We start from the raw sequence: 19,901 nt of genomic DNA, 5'->3' as shown, positions 1-19,901 counted from the left end.
AAATTTATCCATGTGAAATATTATATCTTCTTAGTTGCATTAATAATTAGCCTTAATACCAGGGCTCAGGAATTATTTCCGGACGGAACACCCATTCCCGAATGGTTTTATGAAAATGAACCAACCGATATCCAAACTTTAGGCAGGCTATTCCGTATAACCGATTACGACATAAAAAATGACAGTACGATTTTGCAGACGGAGAAAATTCAAGCCGTGATTAATAAGGCGTATCATGCAGGTGGTGGTGTAATAATTATCCCTGAAGGAACTTTTCTCAGCGGCTCTCTTTTTTTTAAACAGGGAACCCATTTGCATATTGAGCCCGGGGGAGTATTGAAAGGAAGCGATGATATCAGTAATTTCCCTTTACTAATGACACGTATGGAAGGGCAAAGCTTAAAATATTTTGCCGCCCTGGTAAATGCCGATGGCCTGGACGGGTTTACTATTTCAGGGGAGGGGACTATTGACGGGAACGGTTTGCGTTACTGGAAAGCCTTTTGGTTGAGGCGGGAGTTCAATCCGCAATGTACCAATATGGACGAAATGCGACCACGCCTGGTTTATATTTCAAACAGCAAAAATATCCGGTTATCCGATGTAACACTTAAAAATTCACCTTTCTGGACTTCTCATTTCTATAAATGTGAAAAAATTAAGCTATTGAACTTAACCATTTTATCTCCTAAAGAACCGGTAAAGGCCCCCAGTACCGATGCCGTGGATATCGATGCCTGTTCCGAAGTTCTCATCAAAGGATGTTATATGTCTGTAAATGACGATGCCGTAGCTCTGAAAGGGGGGAAAGGCCCTACGGCAGATAAAGATGAAAATAACGGAGAAAACAGGAACATAATCATAGAAGATTGTACCTATGGGTTTTGCCACAGTGCCCTTACCTGTGGAAGCGAATCTATCCATAACCGCAATATTATATTCCGGCGAAGTACCGTGAACGACGCCAAACGGCTCTTATGGTTGAAAATGCGGCCGGACACTCCTCAGAATTACGAATACATACGGGTAGAAGAAATTTCGGGAAAGGTAGATAATTTCATTTATATCAAACCCTGGACACAATTTTTTGACCTGAAAGGGCAACAGGATATGCTGATGTCTTATGCCGGGCATATAACCATGAGGGATATAAAGGTGGATTGCAATACGTTTTTCAATGTCCGAAAATCCGACCAGTATAAACTTTCGGACTTTACATTTGAAAACTTAGATATTAAAGTTGCCGAGCACCCGGCGTTTAATAAGAATCATGTGAATAATTTTACCATCAGGAATGTAAAAATTAACACCGGAGAATAAATTCGTCCAAACGAGTCCGGAATTATAATAAATCACTCCGTAAAACCCGAACTATGAAATCGCCTATACTTTCTCTTGTCTTCTTTTTATCACTGAGTTTTCCTGCCAACGCAAAAATCAGGCTTCCTGCACTGGTGGGAGATCATATGGTATTGCAACAACAGGCAGAAATAAACATCTGGGGGTGGGCAAACCCCGGCGAGGAAGTTACTATTGCCCCGGGATGGCAAAAAGAATTAATACGCACTACGGCCGATGCGCAGGGGAACTGGAAAATACCGGTTTCCACTCCAAAAGCCGGAGGGCCCTATACTATTCTTTTACAGGGAGAAAATAAAATAACACTATCCGATGTACTTATCGGAGAAGTCTGGATATGCTCCGGGCAATCCAACATGCATATGCCTGTCGGGAAATACGAAAAAACATGGAAAACCGGGGTGTTAAACTATCAAAAAGAGGTAAAAGAAGCCAATTATCCCCTGATCCGGCTTTTTACTGTGGCCCTCAAAACATCCGATTCCCTCCGGACCGATGTGGAAGGAAAGTGGCAGGCATGCAGTCCGGAAAGTATTTACGATTTTTCCGCAGTCGGATACTTTTTCGGCAGGGAAATCTACAAAACCCAAAATGTCCCTGTAGGACTGATCACATCCGCATGGGGAGGGACACCGGCAGAAGCCTGGACAAAAAGGGAAGTCCTGGAAAAAGATCCCGATTTTGTCCCCATACTGGACCGTTATCGAGAAACTTATAACAACTACAAAGCGGCATTAAAGGAATACGAGTCACAAAAACACAAGGCCGGTAACGATGTGTCGGAAACACTGAAAAAACCAAAAAGTCCACAATACAGCAAATCTCCTTCACTGATCTATAACGCCATGGTGTATCCGTTACTGAACTATACCATACAAGGCGTTATCTGGTACCAGGGAGAAAGTAATGCCGAAAGGGCATACCAATACCGCAAACTGTTTCCTGCCATGATAAAAAACTGGCGAAACGATTGGAAACAGAATGATTTTCCCTTCTATTTTGTACAGATAGCTCCGCACCGCGGACAAAACCCGGAAATAAGGGAAGCCCAGCTGCTGAGCATGAAATCCGTACCTAATACCGGAATGGTAGTCCTTACCGATGCAGGAAATGCAACGAATATCCATCCACTTAACAAACAGGTAGTGGGCGAAAGATTAGGACTTTGGGCCAGGTCCAAAACCTATGGGGAAAAGGGACTTGTATACTCCGGTCCCATCTATACTCATATGGAAAAGGAGCCGGGGAAAATTCGACTGCATCTTGACCACACGGGTTCCGGGCTGATATGTAAGGGGGATTCTCTTACATATTTCACCATTGCCGGAAAAAACAAAGAATTTTTGACTGCCGAAGCAAAAATAGAGGGCTCTACCATTGTAGTTTCAAATCCGAAAATAAAAGATCCAGTAGCCGTACGCTTCGGTTGGGAAAATATCCCCGAGCACAACTTATTCAACGAAGAGGGTTTACCCGCTTCCCCTTTCCGAACAGACGACTGGCCGGAAAGCACTTACGGTAAAAACTGATATTACAGCCACCCGTTCATCCGCAACCAGTGTTTTAGGGCTTCAGGCCATGCGGACTCAGTATTTTCCGTTCTTCCCATACCATAGCCATGCCCCCCTTGTGTATAAATGTGCATTTCTGCGGGTACCCCGTGCCCCTTCAGTCCGAGATAATAACGAATACTGTTTTCCACCGGAACGGTTCTGTCATCTGAAGAATGCACGAGAAACGCAGGCGGAGTATCTTTGTTTATCTGAAGTTCGTTAGAGAACCGTTCCGTGAGACCGGCATCCGGGTTCTCTCCGATGAGATTGTCACGCGAACCTTTATGGGTAATTTCCGTGTCCATGGAAATCACCGGGTAAATAAGCATGGAAAAATCGGGTCTTGCACTGGTTTCGTCATCTATCGTATACACTTCATCCGTAAAATGAGTAGACACAGTAGATGCCAGGTGTCCCCCGGCCGAAAACCCCATAATACCAATCCTGTCCGGCTTAATATTCCATTTTTCCGCATTTCTGCGCAGTATACGAATCGCTTCCTGCCCATCCTGCAAGGGGCCTATACTTTTATCTTTCATTATAACATCACTGGGCAGGCGGTATTGCAGGACGAAAGCTGCAATTCCCATCTCGTTAAACCAGGCAGCGACGTCCCTGCCTTCGTGATCTATGGCGAGACGGGCATACCCTCCACCGGGACAGATCAGTACGGCAGTCCCGTTAGCTTTTTCCTTCCCGGGAAGGAAGACTTCCATAACCGGATCTGTTACTTTACTTATCCGGGGCGATTTTCCGTTGTTATCATATAGGGTCTCTGTTTTGTAGTCCGGGTTGTCAACGGCCCCGGGAATGGTTTCGGGCCATATCCTGACCGTAGTGTTCTGGCCGTAGGATATGAGAACAGAAAATAAGGTAAAAACTGTAAGTATGAACTGTATCTTCATGTTTTTGGTTTTTCCATATAAATATACATGAAACTATATAATGTACTCACTTATTTTTCCAGTTTATAAACCTCACTCCCCGCCAGCAAAAAGCTTCCCAGTCCGTAATCTTCAAAATCGGGAACTTTAGTATAGCTGAGCGGCTGTCCTTCTTTAGGTTCTTTCCCGGTAGATTGTACATACCCCAGGAAACCATTGTCGTGCAGGCTCTCATTTACCATCGCATTCCATCCTTTGAGAATTGCCGGCAGATAGGTATCCTTGTCCAGAATACCTTTATTAACACCGTATGCCATGCCATAGACGAACATAGCGGTACCTGTTAATTCCTTTCCTCCGTAATTGGTAGGGTCATGCAGACTTACATTCCAGAAACCGTCTTTGCTTTGTATGGGTAAAAGGGCTTTGGCCATCTGTTTCAGATCTTTGACATACTGCTCCCGGTGCGGGGCGTTTTCCGGAATAATATCCAATACTCTGGCGAGGGCAACAATAACCCACCCGTTACCCCGGCTCCAGTAACAATCTTCTCCGTTCGGTTCTTTATAAGGAGGTGTAAAATCGGCATCGCGCCACCATAGACCGTCTTTTTCATTAAAAAGCCCGTTTTTACCATGTTTGTTCCTGGTGAACATATACATGCTGTACATTTTCTCAAAATACCTGTCATCATTTTCCAATACTCCCATTTTTGCCAGGACGGGCATCCCCATTTGTATGGCATCTATCCAGGACCAATCATCATTTTGTGGCGTATGCAGCAGCATTGCTGTTTGTGCCCTGGTGTTCTTCAGTTTTTCCGGTGAGGGAGAAAGGTTGTAAAGGTCTATATAGGTCTGTGCCGCACAATAATTATCGGCATTCCGGGTGGTGTTTCCTCCCCGGAAGCCCCATTGGTGAAAATCGGCCCAGTCTTTTGCATAGTTATAGTATTCTTCCCTCGGATATATTTCATGCAGAGCCATAAGCCCTTCGTAATACACTGCCCTTGTCCAGATGTGGCTCGGGCGCTCTTTATTGGTAATAATGGTTTTCCCCACATCGGGCCACTTCTCCATAAAATACTTGTTGGCCAGCTCCATTTTTCCCAGGACTTCAGCCCTGTCCGGCAACGTTTGTGCTTGTGTAATACCGGATATTCCTACGAGTAAAACAAATAAGGTTTTTTTCATTATCAATGTTTTTCGGATATGTGTTATGCTTAATTTTTCACTATTTTTTGTGTTATTTCACAGCTATAGTTCTTCACTTTCAGCACGTAAACTCCCTGCGGGAATGACTTTACAGGTATCTGATGGTTTTCTCCTTTGAAGTTCTGTCTGTAAAGCAACCTTCCCCAAAAAGGATACAGAAATACTTCGCTACAGGCCTTGGGCACTTCAGAAAAATGTGTCGCCTTTATACAGGATCAGTATTCCTGTTCCTCTTTTTATCCACTGCATCGAGCCGGACAATGAGCCCGTTCCTGTAAACCGATAATCCTCAGGAGTATTTACGGTAACCCCGGAAGGAAATATTTTTCCTGCGATCTCAACACTACTGTCATTATTTCCGGAAACATCAAACAATACGTCATCTCCCCGGCTAAATATAGATGTCGTATTCCGCCATGCCCAGCTGGCAGTAGTTCCTGCATCCCATATGTCTCCTCCGTTCCGGCGGAGCACGTTATTAGCTATGGGGGAAGGAGGCGGGGTTTCCATACCTGTACCTATATAAAAAGAAGGATGCGGTGGCTGGTTATATCCTGTATTCTGCCAGGCAATGGCTACGCGGTATTGCGGATCGTGCATCAGGGTATACATCTTCCGGTACGATTCTTCGGTATTCATATAAATACGCAAAGCGGTATTGTCGGAGGTACGAAAAATCACTTCTTCCCTCCAGTCTCCGAACAGGTCGGCCTGCAGGCCGGGATTTGCTTTTGTACCATTATTTGAACTACAGCCTTCTGCCGTAAAAACTGTCCCTACTCCGTATTTGGAAATACTTGTTCCGTCGAGCAGTTCTCTCTGGAGGTCATCATCCCACCAAATCGCGTGATTGATGGACGGGATACCGGTATGTACCTGTTCTCCCCTGGTGTTATACACGCCCAAACCACTGGAAGCCCAGAATTCGGCGCCGATACGGGTGGAATCTATATCAGCCGCAAGGCCCCTGCCTACATCGGTATCTTTTTTATGTTGCCAGATAATTTCTCCGGTACGGGCATCGCGAAACGTGATACCGTCCTTTTTGTTTTCGTGGGGCATAAAGACTTCCAGCCCGGGCCGCAGCGGATCCAGATCGGAAACATGCAGGGCATCTCCGTGCCCCAGTCCCGTCGTATAAAGCCCTGTTCCGTCATCGTCTACAGTCATCGCCCCATACACGATCTCATCCTTTCCGTCACCATCCACATCGGCAATACTTAGGCTATGGGCTCCCTGACCTGCGTATCCTTCATTCCCCGGATCATCGGAATCAAATACCCAACGCTGTGTGAGCTGTCCGTTTCTCCAGTCCCAGGCCGCCAGTACAGAACGTGTGTAATATCCCCGGCACATGACCAGGCTGGGCCGTTGCCCGTCGAGATAGGCCACTCCGGCCAGGAAACGGTCTACGCGGTTACCATTGGTATCGCCCCAGTCGCCTACATTTCCCCTTGCCGGTACGTAATCCGTGGTAGCCATTGCCGCTCCCGTCTCCCCGTTAAACACGGTGAGGAATTCGGGGCCGTCCAGGATATACCCGGAGCTGTTCCTGTAATCCGCGTTCGGATCTCCGATTACGGTACCCTGACCGTCCACAGTCGCATCTGCCGTTTTACAGGCAACTTCGGCCTTACCGTCGCTGTCCAGATCATATACCATAAACTGGGTGTAATGCGCTCCCGCCCTGATATTGCGTCCAAGATCTATTCTCCATAGCTGCTCTCCGTCCATCGTATAGGCATCCAGGAATACATTCCCGGTATAACCACTGTGTGAATTATCCTTGGAATTGGTGGGGTCCCATTTGATTATTACTTCATAACGGCCATCCCCGTTAAGATCTCCGACGCTGCAATCATTAGCAGTATAAGTATATGCCACGCCATCCGGGGTAGTACCTCCGGGGGGCTGTTGCAGGGGGATCTGCAGATAGTTTTGCTGCCAGATCCCTATGGTTTTCGAAGGGTCTTGTTCTTCTCCACCGACAACGGGGCGAATGTAGTACGCTCCGTCTACAGCAGTGCTGTCTATATAGTTGGTACTTTGTGTTATGGGATCGCCATTTTGTAAGACCCCGTCACGATATACGTTAAAAGCCAGTGAATCCGGATCATTTCCCAGCAAACGCCAGGCTACATATACTGCATCCGGACCTGTCCTGACGGCAACGAGCCCCCGATCGAGATCTTCCATCCGGTGCTGGGCATACACACTGAAGGCTCCGGCAAAAAGCAGGATAACAGGTAAAAAGTAATTGTTTTTCATGGTCTTTAAGATTTTGGCTGTGCTATGGTCACTCCGATATTTATTTCCGTATAATTTTATGTGTTGTTGTTTTCCCGTCGTTTTTCACCTGAAGAATATAAACTCCTACGGGAAAATGTCTGATATCCATCTTCGATATATCTTGTTTTATCTCCCGGTTCAGAAGTCGTTGCCCGGTCGCGTCAAATAATGTCATGCTCCCGTTACGGAGATCGTCTACCTGTACATTTACATGATCCCGGGTGGGATTGGGATATGTATAGACCCCTACATCTTTCTGCGGACCATCTTCTTCCGTTACGGATAAACCGCGTAAGATTGCCGTATCACGGGGTTCTGTTCCGTAAACCAGTTCTCCTTTATGGTAAATGGTGATATGCATATTTTCCGAATAGGGCCCTGCCGGCAGAAAAGAATGATCGTCGGTTTCGTCAAAAGCACTCCAGTCGGTTTTGGCTATACGGTATTGTATATCTCCGGAACCACTGAGCGGATATAACTGTCCGGCCGACGGATTAAAAGTCAGTTTAAAAAAGATGTCGGCACCAGCAAAAGCGGTAGCTGATTTAACGAAAGCGCCTTGTATCCCACCATTGTCAATCTCCGCATAGTCTATCCAGTAATTCAGGCCCGGATTTCCTTCGGTAGTAAACCAGTATCGCACCTCCAGATCATTATATTCCAACGGTACGTTGCCATCATTTCGGATATCTACATAAGTGCGTATGGTATTGGTTCCCGTATTTACATTCAGGTTCCGGTAATTTACTTTTAATGCCGTAACCGGGGCCTGCCGAGTCGGTTCTACGCCCCATATCAATTGCCCGTTGCGGTAAAGCGTTATCTGTTTATTTTCTCCATAGGCTTCTCCGGATTGATAGGAATAGTCATCAGATTCGTCGAAATCCGTCCAGTTTTCCTTGGCTATCCTCGATTCTATAACCCCGGTTTCTTCCCCGGCTTTAAGTTTCTCCGCGCCTTTAAAATCGTATTCTATATAGCCGTAAGCCCCTTCATGCGGTATTTCCAGGGGATGATAAGCTGCAGAAATATTATTTGTCCCGGATGCGGCGTAATCTATATAGGCATTTATTTCCGAAAAATCTTCAGCAGTAAACCAATAACGAGCAGACAATTCTCCGTACGGAATATCTATATCGTCATTATTGACAATGCGCAGGAACGGACCGATTGTATTATTTCCGGGTTTGCCTCTTTCACCATCCTGATAAAGCACCTTTACCGGGTGACCATCCGCAAGCTGTACTATTTCTTCTTCCGTAAGGGCATAATTGTATAGTTTTACCTCATCCATAAGATCCCGGAAAGGTTTATTCTCTTCGGAATTCCCCAGTTTCAAAGGGTCTGTTTTCCCTATGGAAGCGGTGGCGTCTGTCTTTTCGGCTATTTTTATACCATCCATATACAAGCGTATCTGATCTGCTCCCCTGTCTCTTACAGCTACTATATTTTTCCATTCGCCGGTAAATAACGGGGAAGATGAGGAATTGCTAACGGAAGCGGATACATCGGTCTTTGTTCTTCCGTCATCTATCGCAAAGGTTAACCGGCCGTCGCGTAATTGTATCCCGTGCCATTTTCCGGTTCCGGGCTCAAAAGTTCCTTTATGTATGAGGTAGCAGTCTGTTCCGTAAGCATAAGTATCTTCGGGAATTTTAACCCAAAGAGAGATGGTGAATGAGGTTTCGTCAAAAATAAGATGATCGGCATGTGGTACATGAATAGCTGCCGTATCGGAAGGCTGTTCAAACCGGAAGGCATTGCCTGACATGCCATTTTCCCGGACCACTCCGGGAAATCCGGCGATCATGCCCGTGTGCCCATAAAACGAATAATCGGCTACCTGTATACCTTCGGTTTCGTCCATCTTCCAATACCCGACAAGGCCTTTCGGGGCGGTTGTCCGGAACGTCCAGGTCTTTCCGGTGGTGACACCTTCAGGCCCCACAGCATCCACACGCCAGAAATAATCGGTATCTCTTTGGAGGTCCTTAAATGAGAAACCGGGACTCTCTACATCCGTTTCTCCTGCCAGGGACATATTCTCCGCATCGGTGCCGATATAGATTTTATAAGATGAGGTATTAATTCCTCCTGTCCAGTTAGCTTCCGTATTTTCTCCGAACCCTTCGAGCACAGCCGCATCGGAAGGGTGAGGAGCACGTGTTTGCAGCGGGGTGGGTTCCGTTTGGTACAGTTCCAGTATTTCCTGCTGGCTCAACCCGTAATTAAACATCCTGAATTCATCGAGATCGCCCCGGAAGGGAGTATTCAGGTCACTGCTGTTTCCTATGATAACCGGATCTGTCTGCCCGATGGTTTCCAGGGTATTATCTGTTACTTCATTTAAGAGTTCTCCATCCCTGTAAAGTTTCAGCTTTTGCCCATCCGTATCTCTCACTACTACGAGGTGTACCCATTCGCCCGTAAAAAAAGGCGCTGCATCTGCAGATACCTGGGTTTTGGTAATATCGTCATCAACGGCAAAGCGTATATCTCCCTCCTTTATTTCTATACCATACCATTTTCCGGTGGCTCCTGTAGTTTCGTCTTTCGCAAAAGTTCCTTTATGGACCAGATAGGCCGATTCGGTCGGTGCCGTAGCTTTCATCCAAAGCGATATACTGAAGGACTGCCGCGCGGGATAGAGGTGATCTTCGTGAGGTATGCGGATATGCGAAGTGGTTTCCCCTGAGACAAGGTTTACTGCTTTGTTCACTTTACCTTCCACGCGTATATAATTGTCCGTATTCCTGATCTCCCCTTGATTTCCGTAGTCTGAACTATCTATAATTGCCGGGCCGTCCTGTTCATCCATCAGCCAGGTACCGACAGGCCCTTCGGGAAAATGAGAAATCGTGTTAAAAGACCATACTTCACCGATAGTAGTGCCAAGTTCGTTCACGGCATCCACCCTCCAGTAATAGGTTGTACCAGCCTCCAGGGTATCCGCTTCATAAAAAGCATCTGTTGTTGTCGCAACCTCGGCAAGACTGTCCGGGTCGGCGGAAAAATACAGTGTATATTCTTCGGTATTCTCACTGCCCGCCCAACGCATTTGTAAGCCCGAAGTTTCTATGTACCCGGACCCGTCTTCCGGTGACGGGGAAGCGGGAATATCCGGAGCAGAGGGTACCGGAAGGGTTTCAACCGGTAAATGAGCAGTGTGAACGGAGGAAAAATTATCATTGTACCCCTTAAGGCGATAAAAGTATTCCGTATCGGGTTCGAGGTCCTCATCCGTAAAAGTGATCATGTCACCTGCCAGTGTATCCAGCACCTCGAAGTTTGTGCTGTCTGCGGAGCGTTCTATTACGATCCCCGTAGTCCTGTTATCATTATTTTTCCATTTCAGGTTTATGGTTGAGGTGGAAACCGAGTCTGTCTCTAACCGGGAAGGCGGGCGCAGAAAATCAGGGGCCGGCGTATCGATCAGGTTGTTGATGTAGACTTCTATATTGGCATACCCGGATGCTTGTATCTGCATGGCATCCGAGGGATTGGCCGGGTCAAGGCCGTTGGCTGTTTCCCAATCATCCGGAATACCATCGCGATCGGTATCCGGGAGTGGGGGCGCTCCGAAAATCTCTCCGGGACCTTCGGTAGGCAAATTCATTTCATCTGCGATCAGCGCCCCGGAAATTCCGAGCGAGGTCAGTTCTTCGGCAAGAAATTCATCTACAGGGTCGCGTCGCGGGTAATTTGCGCCGGCATTGTCCATGACGTGACTAAATGTCTCCGCTGCCGATAATAATTGTTCCGGCATGGGATAATCATAAGGAGTTTCCCGAAAAACGGTAATCCCTTCGTATGCCGAAAGCGGTACTTCATCACCATCCAGCGTACCGTTGAGATTATCGTCGTAATAATTACCTTCCACATAGGGAATAAAGGTGGGCGTTCCCCGTGTAAAAGGTTCTATGGTCGTACTGGGCCCTTTAATCATATAATTGTTGATGATATTTACAAAGGATTCCCCGGCGGAACCGCCCATAATATACCCTCCGCCGCGTCCCCAGTTATAAACGATATTGTTTACAAACTGGTTCAGTCCTTTTACTTTAGGGTTGCGGGTATTGTTATCGATGTAAAGGTTCCTGTAAAGGCTTATTTTACCGGAAGGTTCTATCAAACCCCCTGCGGAATGGGTTTCCAGGCCCTGGGCTATAATACTGTTCTGGATAGTAATACTATCGGCATAACGGGTAACGGAAAAAGTTTCGTCCCTTCCCCATGAGGCGGATATATGGTCGAAAATAAGGTGTTTGGCATCATCTGTTATTCCCACCGCATCAGCCCCGCTCGTTCCTACTTTTCCCATCCGCATGCGCAGGTAACGGATAATGGAATTGCTTGCCTGTGTATAGGAAAATCCGTCACCGTAAATCACGATGCCGTCACCCGGCGCCGTTTGGCCGGCTATGGTAATATTACCGGACACGACAACCCTGCTTTTCAAGCGGATAATACCACCCACTTCAAAAACCACAATACGGTTTGGCTGGCTCACCGCATCCCGGAATGACCCGGGGCCGGAGTCGTTCAGGTTCGTGACAATATACACTTCTCCATGCCTTCCTCCGGAGGCATATCTTCCGAAACCTTCCGCTCCGGGAAAAGCCGGTATCTGCGAAAAAACATTTCCGGAAAGAAAAAAGAATAAAATCCATACAGGCCATCTGCCGATCCTTGTTACGGCAATACAAAAGTTTTCAAGAGTAATCATTGGGTCATGGTTTGGTTGATTTGATTCTGCAATTTTTACCGGCATTGTTTTTATGCCGGGAAATTATTATATGGAACACCGGTATTTTCAACCGGGTGTAATATATACGGTTTAGCAAATTAATATTCTACTTCTGTACGGCAAAGAGGGGTACGAGAGATACCGGCCCCAACAGTCCGGAAGGCATGGGCTCCCAGCGGGAAGCATCGAACTTTTTATAGTTCCGGTTTACAATATTGGCATCATAAAAGATCTTCCATTCCTTCTCTTTCAATTCCATATCGCGGATACGATTGGCTGCGAGATTCGTGACTTCTATTTCCAGGATGTTTTTCTTTTTCTTCAATTCTCCTGTTTCGAGAATAAACGGAACAGACCACGCGCAACCTATGTACTTCCCGTTGAGCCACACCCGGGCGCTTTCCCTGACATCGCCAAGGTCCAGTTTCCAGTTTTCTGCCTTCTCCCCGGGGCTGTCAAATTCCAGTACATATTTTGCCGTACCGGAAAAGGCCTCATATTCGGGCCCGTATGTTGTCCACGACCCGGGATCGCCCGCAGATATGTCTCCCGGAAGTCCAGGGCCTCCGTTCAGAAAAGAGAGCTTCCAATTCCCCTTCAGCGCATATCCCTTTCCCTCTTTGTAATACATCCAGGGTTCTCCACCCTCATCTGTTTCCGAAGTATGCAGGAAAAGGCTTTCTCCGGGTTTTATCCGTACTCTCACCCCGGTATAATCTCCCTGTCCGGATATCTCTGCCACCCCGGACCTGCCGGAAAGCGGGTCCATGATCCGAACCTGTTTTGCCTTTACCCCTAAGGGGATCATTTCATTTACTTCTTTGCTACTGTGATTGGCAAGAAAATAAAATTTCCCGCCCTTATATTCTCTTCTGATAAACTTAAGGCCGAAATCAGACAATTTTTCCGGATTGATCCCTATGCCCTTTAGTGAAGAAATCACATGATTTCCTGTTTCTTCACCGATGCGGTTTTCGGACAGAAGCTGTTGCAATTCCGTATTTTGTTGACTGTAATTATACAATCCCGGAACCGATTCGGGGGTTCCCAGAAAAACGACCTTAACCCCCTGTTTTTTAAGTTGTAAAAGCTTTTTTAATGTCGTGAGCGGCATTTTTTCACAATCAGGGATTATAATAGCCTTATAGTTGCCTCCCGGTAGTTGCAAATGCCCTGCTGCCGCTTCTGTCTGTGCAATAAACCGATCGGAGATAAAATCTACAGCATATCCGCTATCCATGAGTTTGTTCGCTGTTTCATAAAAAGAAGTGCCGTGCAACCATTCACCGAGAGCATGGATCTTAAACTGAAAGAAACGTGATCCCCCCAGGTTTTTTCCCCAGGTATCGTATACCGGCCAGTAAAGCAATACGTCCCGGCCGGGTTCTCCTCCCTGTAGGATGGCCTGGCAACGAGCTACGTATGAGAAAAGGCCCGGGGCATCTTCCCATATGGTATTGTTCGGGTGAAAGTTTACGGACGCGTAAAACTTCCACCCCGGCCATGCTGCTCTGTCCGGGGCGTAGGTAGTGCCGTGCAGAAACACATGGTTGATCCCGGAGAGAAAAAGTTCTTCCACTTCCGGTTTAGATTGGGACAACGCTGTCTTGAAATGCTCGCGAAGCCAGGTAAATGTTTCGGATGAAACGAGGGGTTTCCCGGCAATATGGGCTGCGGACGAAGCAAACTTCAGCATTATCCTGTCGGCATCTCCTTCGCGTATGTCGGATGTTTCCCTCCGAAAACCCGGTATATCAAAAGGCATGGAGCCAAAAGTTTCGCATTCGGGAATATCGGCGGCGGCATAGAGGTCTATCAGGTTACCCGGGGAACCATGTGCCTGGAGCTTACTTTTAAATCCTTTGGTATGCGCCCATTCCGTCCAGTTATCGACAAAGTTTGCAAGCAGAAGATCGGATATGGTTTCCCGGTAGTCACTTTTCACCCGGTTAGCTGTTTCTCCCGGCATGGTATCGAGTAAAAAAGGAAAATAAGGCGCCAGATCATAACCACGTCGTTTTTCGAACTCCTCGAAAAAACGGGGGGTATAATCTGTACCATACACTTCATAGCTATCGTTAAATACGGCCCGCAGTTTGCTTTTTATGCCTTTAAGGACCGTATCATAAGGCCTGGCATAATCTTCGAATGCTTCTTTGGAGTAATGATCCAGGGTAAACCCTTCTCCTCCCGGAGCAGCCCGTTTTACCTTTTGTCCCGTATTGTCATCAAAAACGGCATATAGCATATGGTTATTATTATTTGCTTTCCAACGCAGATGGTTTCCGTTTAGATGTCCGGTAAGGTCCAGGAAATCTCCATGCTCATCATAGGCAAATACGTATTGCAGCCTGGCATAAGGATGATGTTCGGGGTTTTCGGGTTCTATTTCACTATCAAAGGTTTTCCCGGCTTTTACTTCATACTTGCGGGATGTCAGTTTACCTGCGGCATATTCCGGCTCTACCTGGGGTCCGCCATAGGGCCACCCGGTGCCCATAACCATATCCACTTTCATTCCCAGGCTGTCCGCCACTTGAATGGTATGCTGCAACATCTCCGTCCACCGGGGAGACAAATGGCTGATGAAGTTTTCTTCTTCTCCTTTAACCCCGTAAATAGGTGTGATCTCCACGCCTCCGATCCCTGCTTTATGTAAAGCCGAAAGATTTCCGGTAATATTTTTTTTATCTACGGCGCTTCCCATCCACCACCATCGTGTCCATGGTTTTGCATACGTTTTTCCTGCCGGCCATTCTTCGTTCTCGCGGGGTTCCTCCTGGGCCCGGGACATATGGCATATACATAAAAGGAAGATCAGGAAGTAATGTTTTATCATGGCCGTTTGAACAATTTGATTCCGGTTGGTCAGAAATAAAAGACCTGTTGTTAGATTCTTTTCACCAAAAAAGCAAAAATAAAAACCTTCCGCTTTTTCGGATAATGAAGTTAAAATTAGGACGAAATGGAAAAAGTGGCATCCTGTACTATCCTGTGAAAAAACACACATTTAAGCACCAGTAAAACAGCACAGTACAGGATGCTCACACACATAGTTCTAAATACATTTGACTTAATTCCTCTCTCTTTCTCCCGGGAGCAATAAGAGGGAAATATGGTTTTACCAAGCCATTTCAATCAATAAAACACCAAACCAGATGAAAAACCAATGCAAAACTTTATGGGGCTTTCTTTTGTGCATTTTTACCTGCACCTTAGGCTTTGCCCAACAGACATTTGTAACAGGTACGGTTACCGATGCCCAGGACAATCCTTTACCTGGAGTGAATGTTATTATAAAAGGAACGAGGACCGGTACGGTCACCGATTTTGACGGAAACTACGAAATAGAGGCCGCTGAGGGCGACGTGCTAACTTTTTCTTATGTAGGAATGGAACCGGTAGAGAGAAGCGTAGGCGCATCTTCCTCTATAAACGTCTCCCTCCGGGAAAGTAATTCGGAACTGGAAGAAGTTGTGGTTATCGGTTATGGAACCCAGAAAAAGGTGGCTACCACCGGGTCTATCGCCACCCTGAAAACCGACAATTTTGTGGAACGCCCCATCTCGCGGGTTGACCAGGGCCTTATAGGACAGATCGCCGGGGTACGGGTAAAACAGACCACCGGTCTTCCGGGAAGGCCTTTCAGCATAAATATAAGAGGCACGGGCTCTATTTCTGCAGGAAATGAACCCTTATATGTTATAGACGGGTTTCCCCTTCATACGGAAGGTGTGAATCAGAACGGGAGCTTTTCCAACGGAAGCCCGCTGGACAATATCAATCCCAACGATATAGAATCTATCGAGATCCTTAAAGATGCGGCGGCAGCGGCAATATACGGATCACGAGCATCCAACGGGGTGGTCCTGATAACCACCAAAAAGGGAAAAACAGGGAAAGCCAAATTTACTTTTAACGCATACACCGGGATTTCCAAGGAATCCAAAAGGGTAGACATGCTAAGTCCGGACGAATGGATCGAAAGGTCCAAGGTTATGATTGATAATCAATGGATAAACTCCGGGGTTCCGGGAGCCTCTGCAGATCAGTCCGTAGACCGGCGCAGAAGTATTTATAATCAGTTCCTCATAGATAATGACCGCGAATCCGAGGTGTTGGCTGCCGACCAGTTTAACGTTTCCTACATGTATGACCCCAGGTGGGATATGGAAGGTCATCCGGGTCTGGACTACATCGACTGGCAGGACCGCATCTTCCGGACCGGGATTTTCAATAACTTCCAGCTCTCTGCATCCGGTGCTACGGAAGCCATTAATTATTACATTTCCGGAAACTATCAAAAGAACGAAGGATATATTATAGGGACGGACTACGAAGCCTTCAGTGCAAGGGCTAATATAGATATCAAATTTTCGGACAGGCTTAAAATGGGCATCAACCTGGCCCCGACGTATTCCGTACGAAATGATCCCGGGGTAGAAGGTAAAGACAATACGCTCCACAAAGCCATATCCACTGCCCCGATACAGGAAAGCACAACCAACGACAGCGGGGAAAAATACACCATCCGCTACGATTGGGGAAGCAGTAATACCGACCCTCTTCCGAGATTGTCCCGGAAAGGAAAATACGCCATGTTCCGTAACCTCATCTCTTCATATGTGAGTTATGATATTATGGATGGGCTCACCATAAGAAGTTCCGTTAATTTTGACAACGCGGACAATACTTCGGAAACCTATCTGCCCAACGACGTTCTGGAAAGTATCCGCGGGGGTTACGGGACCTACCGGAGACAGAATATTGTGAATGAAAATACGCTGACCTATACCAATACTTTTAAGAACGACCACAACCTTTCCGTAATACTGGGGCACTCTTATAACAGGTATCAGATCACATCTTCGGGGCTTTCTTCCGGAAACCGGTATAACAATTCTACCATAGAAACACTTCCTTCGGGATCTACGGGAAGTACCAGTTCTTCAAGGAATGTTCTTATCTCCTATTTCGGAAGGGCACAATATGATTTTAAAGAAAAATACATGCTTTCTGCCAGTATTCGCTGGGATGGTTCTTCAAAATTCGGACCGGATTCCCGCTGGGGTGTATTCCCTTCCGTATCCGGAGGATGGAGGATCTCACAGGAAGAATTTATGCAGAATCTCTCCTGGCTCAGTGAACTGAAATTACGTGCCAGTTATGGTATAAACGGCAGTAATAATATTGGTAACTATGCCTGGTATTCTACCCTGGGTGCCTACAATTATCTCCTCGGACAAAACACGGCACTGGGACAGGGGGTAGCGTCCATTCCCAACCCGTCACTTCACTGGGAAGAGTCAAGAAGCAGCAACTTCGGACTGGATTATAGTGTATTGAACAACAGGATTTCCGGTTCATTTGATGTTTATCGCAAAGAGAACAGCGACCTCTTATTACAGGTTCCGGCTCCGGCAGCATCCGGATTCACCAGTTACCTGGAAAATGTAGGGAAAGTGCTGAACAAAGGATGGGAAGCGGAAATAACCAGTTACAACCTGACGGGGGATTTCAGCTGGAATACCTCTTTCAATATAAGCCATAATGCCAACGAAGTACTGGCCCTCGGTCCCGATCAGGATCGTATAGAGATCTCATCCGGCTACAGTCCCATTCCCTTTATCATCCTTGAGGTAGGTAAACCCATGTATACTATTCATACCATCGTTCAGGACGGGGTGCTGAGCGAACAGGATGTGACCGAAGGGGCAGCCGTGTACGGCGGGGGTACGCCCGTGGCCGGAGATCCCAAATACGTGGACCAGAACGATGACGGCGTAATAGATGAAAAAGATCGTGTGGATGCAGGCAACCCTTTCCCGAAGTATATCTGGGGGATCACCAACAACTTCCGGTATAAGAATTTTGACCTGAATGTCCTGTTACAAGGGCAAAACGGCGGATACGTTTACGGGCTGCTCGGAAGAGCTATCAATCGTACGGGAATGTCCTCCGGGGAAAATAACCTGGATGTAGACCCGGCAAAGCGGGGTAACTGGAAAACCAACTTCGGATATGTAACCAATACGGACTGGCTCTACAAATCGGACTACCTGAGTATACGTAACATCACACTCGGATACAATCTTACCAACGCCTTGAAAAGTGAAAAAATAGACAATGCCCGTGTCTACGTAACCGCAGAAAACTGGTTCTACTGGGATAAATACGACGGTGGTTATAATCCGGAAGCTACCAATGCCCCGGCAAGCAGTGATTCCAGGTATCCTGTTCCGGCTGATTACGGTGGAGCGCCGCTGGCCAAATCACTTATCCTGGGCCTTAACGTAACTTTTAATTAAAAAATCCTGACAACATGAAACGATATATATTTATTGCCATCCTGTTCTTTGTTCTCGCCCTTTTCACCTCCTGTGAAAAGGACCTGGACCAGGTACCTCTGTCTTCGGGGACCACGGAGAACTTCTACGCTACCGAAAATGATTTTCTGCAGGCGCGAAACGCCACCTATTCGATGACCTTCCACGGATCGAATGCTTATGGTTATGCCAACAGGATACTAAATCTAAGTGAAACACGATCGGACAACCTTTATGCCACGACCATAGCTTCCCGTACCTGGGAAGGTATCAACAATTTTTTTACCTCCATAACTTCCAATTCTTATGTTCAGGAAGCCTACACCACCAATTACAACGCTATTTACAAGGCTAACCAATTACTGGAAAAACTGGATGAAAACGGCACGGTGATAACAGACGAAGCGGAAAGGAACACCATGCGTGCGGAAGCCCGGTTTCTACGGGCCTTCTGTTATTTTGACCTCATTCGCTGGTTCGGTAAAGTACCCCTGTTGGACCGGACGCTGACCCCCCAGGAAGTTGCCCAGGTAGAGAGATCACCGGTAAGTGACATCTATGATCTTATACTTTCCGACCTGGAATTTGCAGTGGAAAACCTACCTCCTTCCTATGACGGTTCTGACTATGGCAGGGTGACACGTTTCGGTGCCAAGGGGATTCTGGCACTGGCATATATGACGCGTTCCAGCCCGGATTACGGTATAGAAGGTCCCGGAATGGGCCTCGACGAATGGACCCAGGCTTACCAACAACTAAGCGATATCAAAGACAGCGGACTCTATGCCTTCGGATCCTCCTACGACAGTATTTTTAAAGTAGAAGGAAGTGTAAACAAGGAAAACGTACTGGTTATTCCCTACGGAAGCAATACCGGAGACGGCGTGGGAGGAAACTTTCCCATAGAAGTTTCCAGCGACGAATATTTTGCCTTCCTCGGTTTGTCAGACCAGGGCGCCCTGGAGCGCAGGCCCGTTTCCCCGGAATTCCGGCAAAAATTCGCCCCGGAAGACGAAAGAGCACAATTCGGTATCATCGATACATTCACCGTAGATTCCGGACGATATGCCGGCTTTTACAACGAGCCCCTGTTCATCAAATATGCCGATGACTCCCGCTATGGCGATGGTCGTACCGACTGGGGCGTAGACTTTATAGTATTGCGGTACACGGATGTATTGTTCCTTATGGCCGAATGTACCCTGCACGGTGGTGGTGGCTCCCAGGCGGATGTAGACAATATTGTAAATGACGTAAGGGAAAGAGCCGGTCTTGACAGAGATGCCTCCGGTGTGTCTCTTCAGGAGCTTTTCGAGGAGCGAAGAAAAGAGTTCTTTTCCGAAGGCTCCCGCTGGTTCGATCTCTTCCGCTCGGGTAATGCCGTGGATATAATGAACGACTGGAAGGCCCGGGTAGATAATTCCGATAACATCAATGCCATAGATGAAAATTCGTTGTTATATCCCATTCCGTTACAGGAATTATTGTCTGTTCCGGGACTGTACGAACAAAATCCAGGGTATTAAAAT

General features: G+C 46.9%; 10 protein-coding genes. 4 read left to right on the top strand and 6 right to left on the bottom strand.

The genetic code is table 11. The annotated features are described in order from the left end of the window. Nucleotides 1-12: 12 nt before the first annotated feature. A complete protein-coding gene (locus tag ACVBDY_RS18695; RefSeq protein ID WP_447176986.1) occupies nucleotides 13-1,320 on the top strand; it encodes a rhamnogalacturonidase in 1,308 nt (435 codons plus the stop codon). 53 nt (nucleotides 1,321-1,373) lie between these two features. Then, on the top strand, nucleotides 1,374-2,888 hold the full coding sequence (locus ACVBDY_RS18690) for a sialate O-acetylesterase (protein ID WP_447176985.1): 1,515 nt from the start codon (nucleotides 1,374-1,376) through the stop codon (nucleotides 2,886-2,888). 2 nt (nucleotides 2,889-2,890) lie between these two features. Here ACVBDY_RS18690 and ACVBDY_RS18685 read toward each other — a convergent pair whose 3' ends face one another. The 6 genes from ACVBDY_RS18685 to ACVBDY_RS18660 form a co-directional block, all read right to left on the bottom strand. Next, nucleotides 2,891-3,817 (bottom strand): alpha/beta hydrolase, encoded by a 927-nt coding sequence (locus ACVBDY_RS18685; RefSeq protein WP_447176984.1) that lies wholly within the window; start codon nucleotides 3,815-3,817, stop codon nucleotides 2,891-2,893. Between the two features lie 50 nt (nucleotides 3,818-3,867). Continuing rightward, complete coding sequence (locus tag ACVBDY_RS18680; RefSeq protein ID WP_447176983.1) at nucleotides 3,868-4,989, bottom strand: glycoside hydrolase family 88/105 protein; 1,122 nt, start codon at nucleotides 4,987-4,989, stop codon at nucleotides 3,868-3,870. Nucleotides 4,990-5,018: 29 nt separating this feature from the next. After that, on the bottom strand, nucleotides 5,019-5,195 hold the full coding sequence (locus ACVBDY_RS18675; protein WP_447176982.1) for a T9SS type A sorting domain-containing protein: 177 nt from the start codon (nucleotides 5,193-5,195) through the stop codon (nucleotides 5,019-5,021). 1 nt (nucleotide 5,196) lies between these two features. Further along, nucleotides 5,197-7,278 carry a rhamnogalacturonan lyase gene (locus tag ACVBDY_RS18670; RefSeq protein ID WP_447176981.1) on the bottom strand — a complete coding sequence of 694 codons (2,082 nt, stop codon included), beginning with the start codon at nucleotides 7,276-7,278 and terminating at the stop codon, nucleotides 5,197-5,199. Between the two features lie 40 nt (nucleotides 7,279-7,318). After that, nucleotides 7,319-12,025: a cellulose binding domain-containing protein gene (locus ACVBDY_RS18665; RefSeq protein WP_447176980.1), complete on the bottom strand. Its 4,707-nt coding sequence runs from the start codon at nucleotides 12,023-12,025 to the stop codon at nucleotides 7,319-7,321. Between the two features lie 127 nt (nucleotides 12,026-12,152). After that, a complete protein-coding gene (locus tag ACVBDY_RS18660; RefSeq protein ID WP_447176979.1) occupies nucleotides 12,153-14,885 on the bottom strand; it encodes a glycosyl hydrolase in 2,733 nt (910 codons plus the stop codon). 319 nt (nucleotides 14,886-15,204) lie between these two features. Here ACVBDY_RS18660 and ACVBDY_RS18655 point away from each other — a divergent pair, with 319 nt between their 5' ends. Both ACVBDY_RS18655 and ACVBDY_RS18650 read left to right on the top strand, forming a co-directional pair. Continuing rightward, nucleotides 15,205-18,354: a SusC/RagA family TonB-linked outer membrane protein gene (locus ACVBDY_RS18655; protein WP_447176978.1), complete on the top strand. Its 3,150-nt coding sequence runs from the start codon at nucleotides 15,205-15,207 to the stop codon at nucleotides 18,352-18,354. A gap of 14 nt (nucleotides 18,355-18,368) precedes the next feature. After that, complete coding sequence (locus ACVBDY_RS18650; protein ID WP_447176977.1) at nucleotides 18,369-19,898, top strand: RagB/SusD family nutrient uptake outer membrane protein; 1,530 nt, start codon at nucleotides 18,369-18,371, stop codon at nucleotides 19,896-19,898. Nucleotides 19,899-19,901 lie beyond the last annotated feature (3 nt).

The organism is Sinomicrobium halophytocola, assembly GCF_052983395.1.
The sequence above is the reverse complement of the archived record's forward strand: the minus strand, read 5'-3'. Positions and strand labels throughout refer to the sequence as shown.

What these genes read in the sequence shown, in the direction of transcription:
- ACVBDY_RS18690 (WP_447176985.1), top strand. Translation starts at nt 1,374, where the DNA reads ATGAAATCGCCTATACTTTCTCTTGTCTTCTTTTTATCACTGAGTTTT.
- ACVBDY_RS18685 (WP_447176984.1), bottom strand. Translation starts at nt 3,817, where the DNA reads ATGAAGATACAGTTCATACTTACAGTTTTTACCTTATTTTCTGTTCTC.
- ACVBDY_RS18680 (WP_447176983.1), bottom strand. Translation starts at nt 4,989, where the DNA reads ATGAAAAAAACCTTATTTGTTTTACTCGTAGGAATATCCGGTATTACA.
- ACVBDY_RS18670 (WP_447176981.1), bottom strand. Translation starts at nt 7,278, where the DNA reads ATGAAAAACAATTACTTTTTACCTGTTATCCTGCTTTTTGCCGGAGCC.
- ACVBDY_RS18665 (WP_447176980.1), bottom strand. Translation starts at nt 12,025, where the DNA reads ATGATTACTCTTGAAAACTTTTGTATTGCCGTAACAAGGATCGGCAGA.
- ACVBDY_RS18660 (WP_447176979.1), bottom strand. Translation starts at nt 14,885, where the DNA reads ATGATAAAACATTACTTCCTGATCTTCCTTTTATGTATATGCCATATG.
- ACVBDY_RS18655 (WP_447176978.1), top strand. Translation starts at nt 15,205, where the DNA reads ATGAAAAACCAATGCAAAACTTTATGGGGCTTTCTTTTGTGCATTTTT.
- ACVBDY_RS18650 (WP_447176977.1), top strand. Translation starts at nt 18,369, where the DNA reads ATGAAACGATATATATTTATTGCCATCCTGTTCTTTGTTCTCGCCCTT.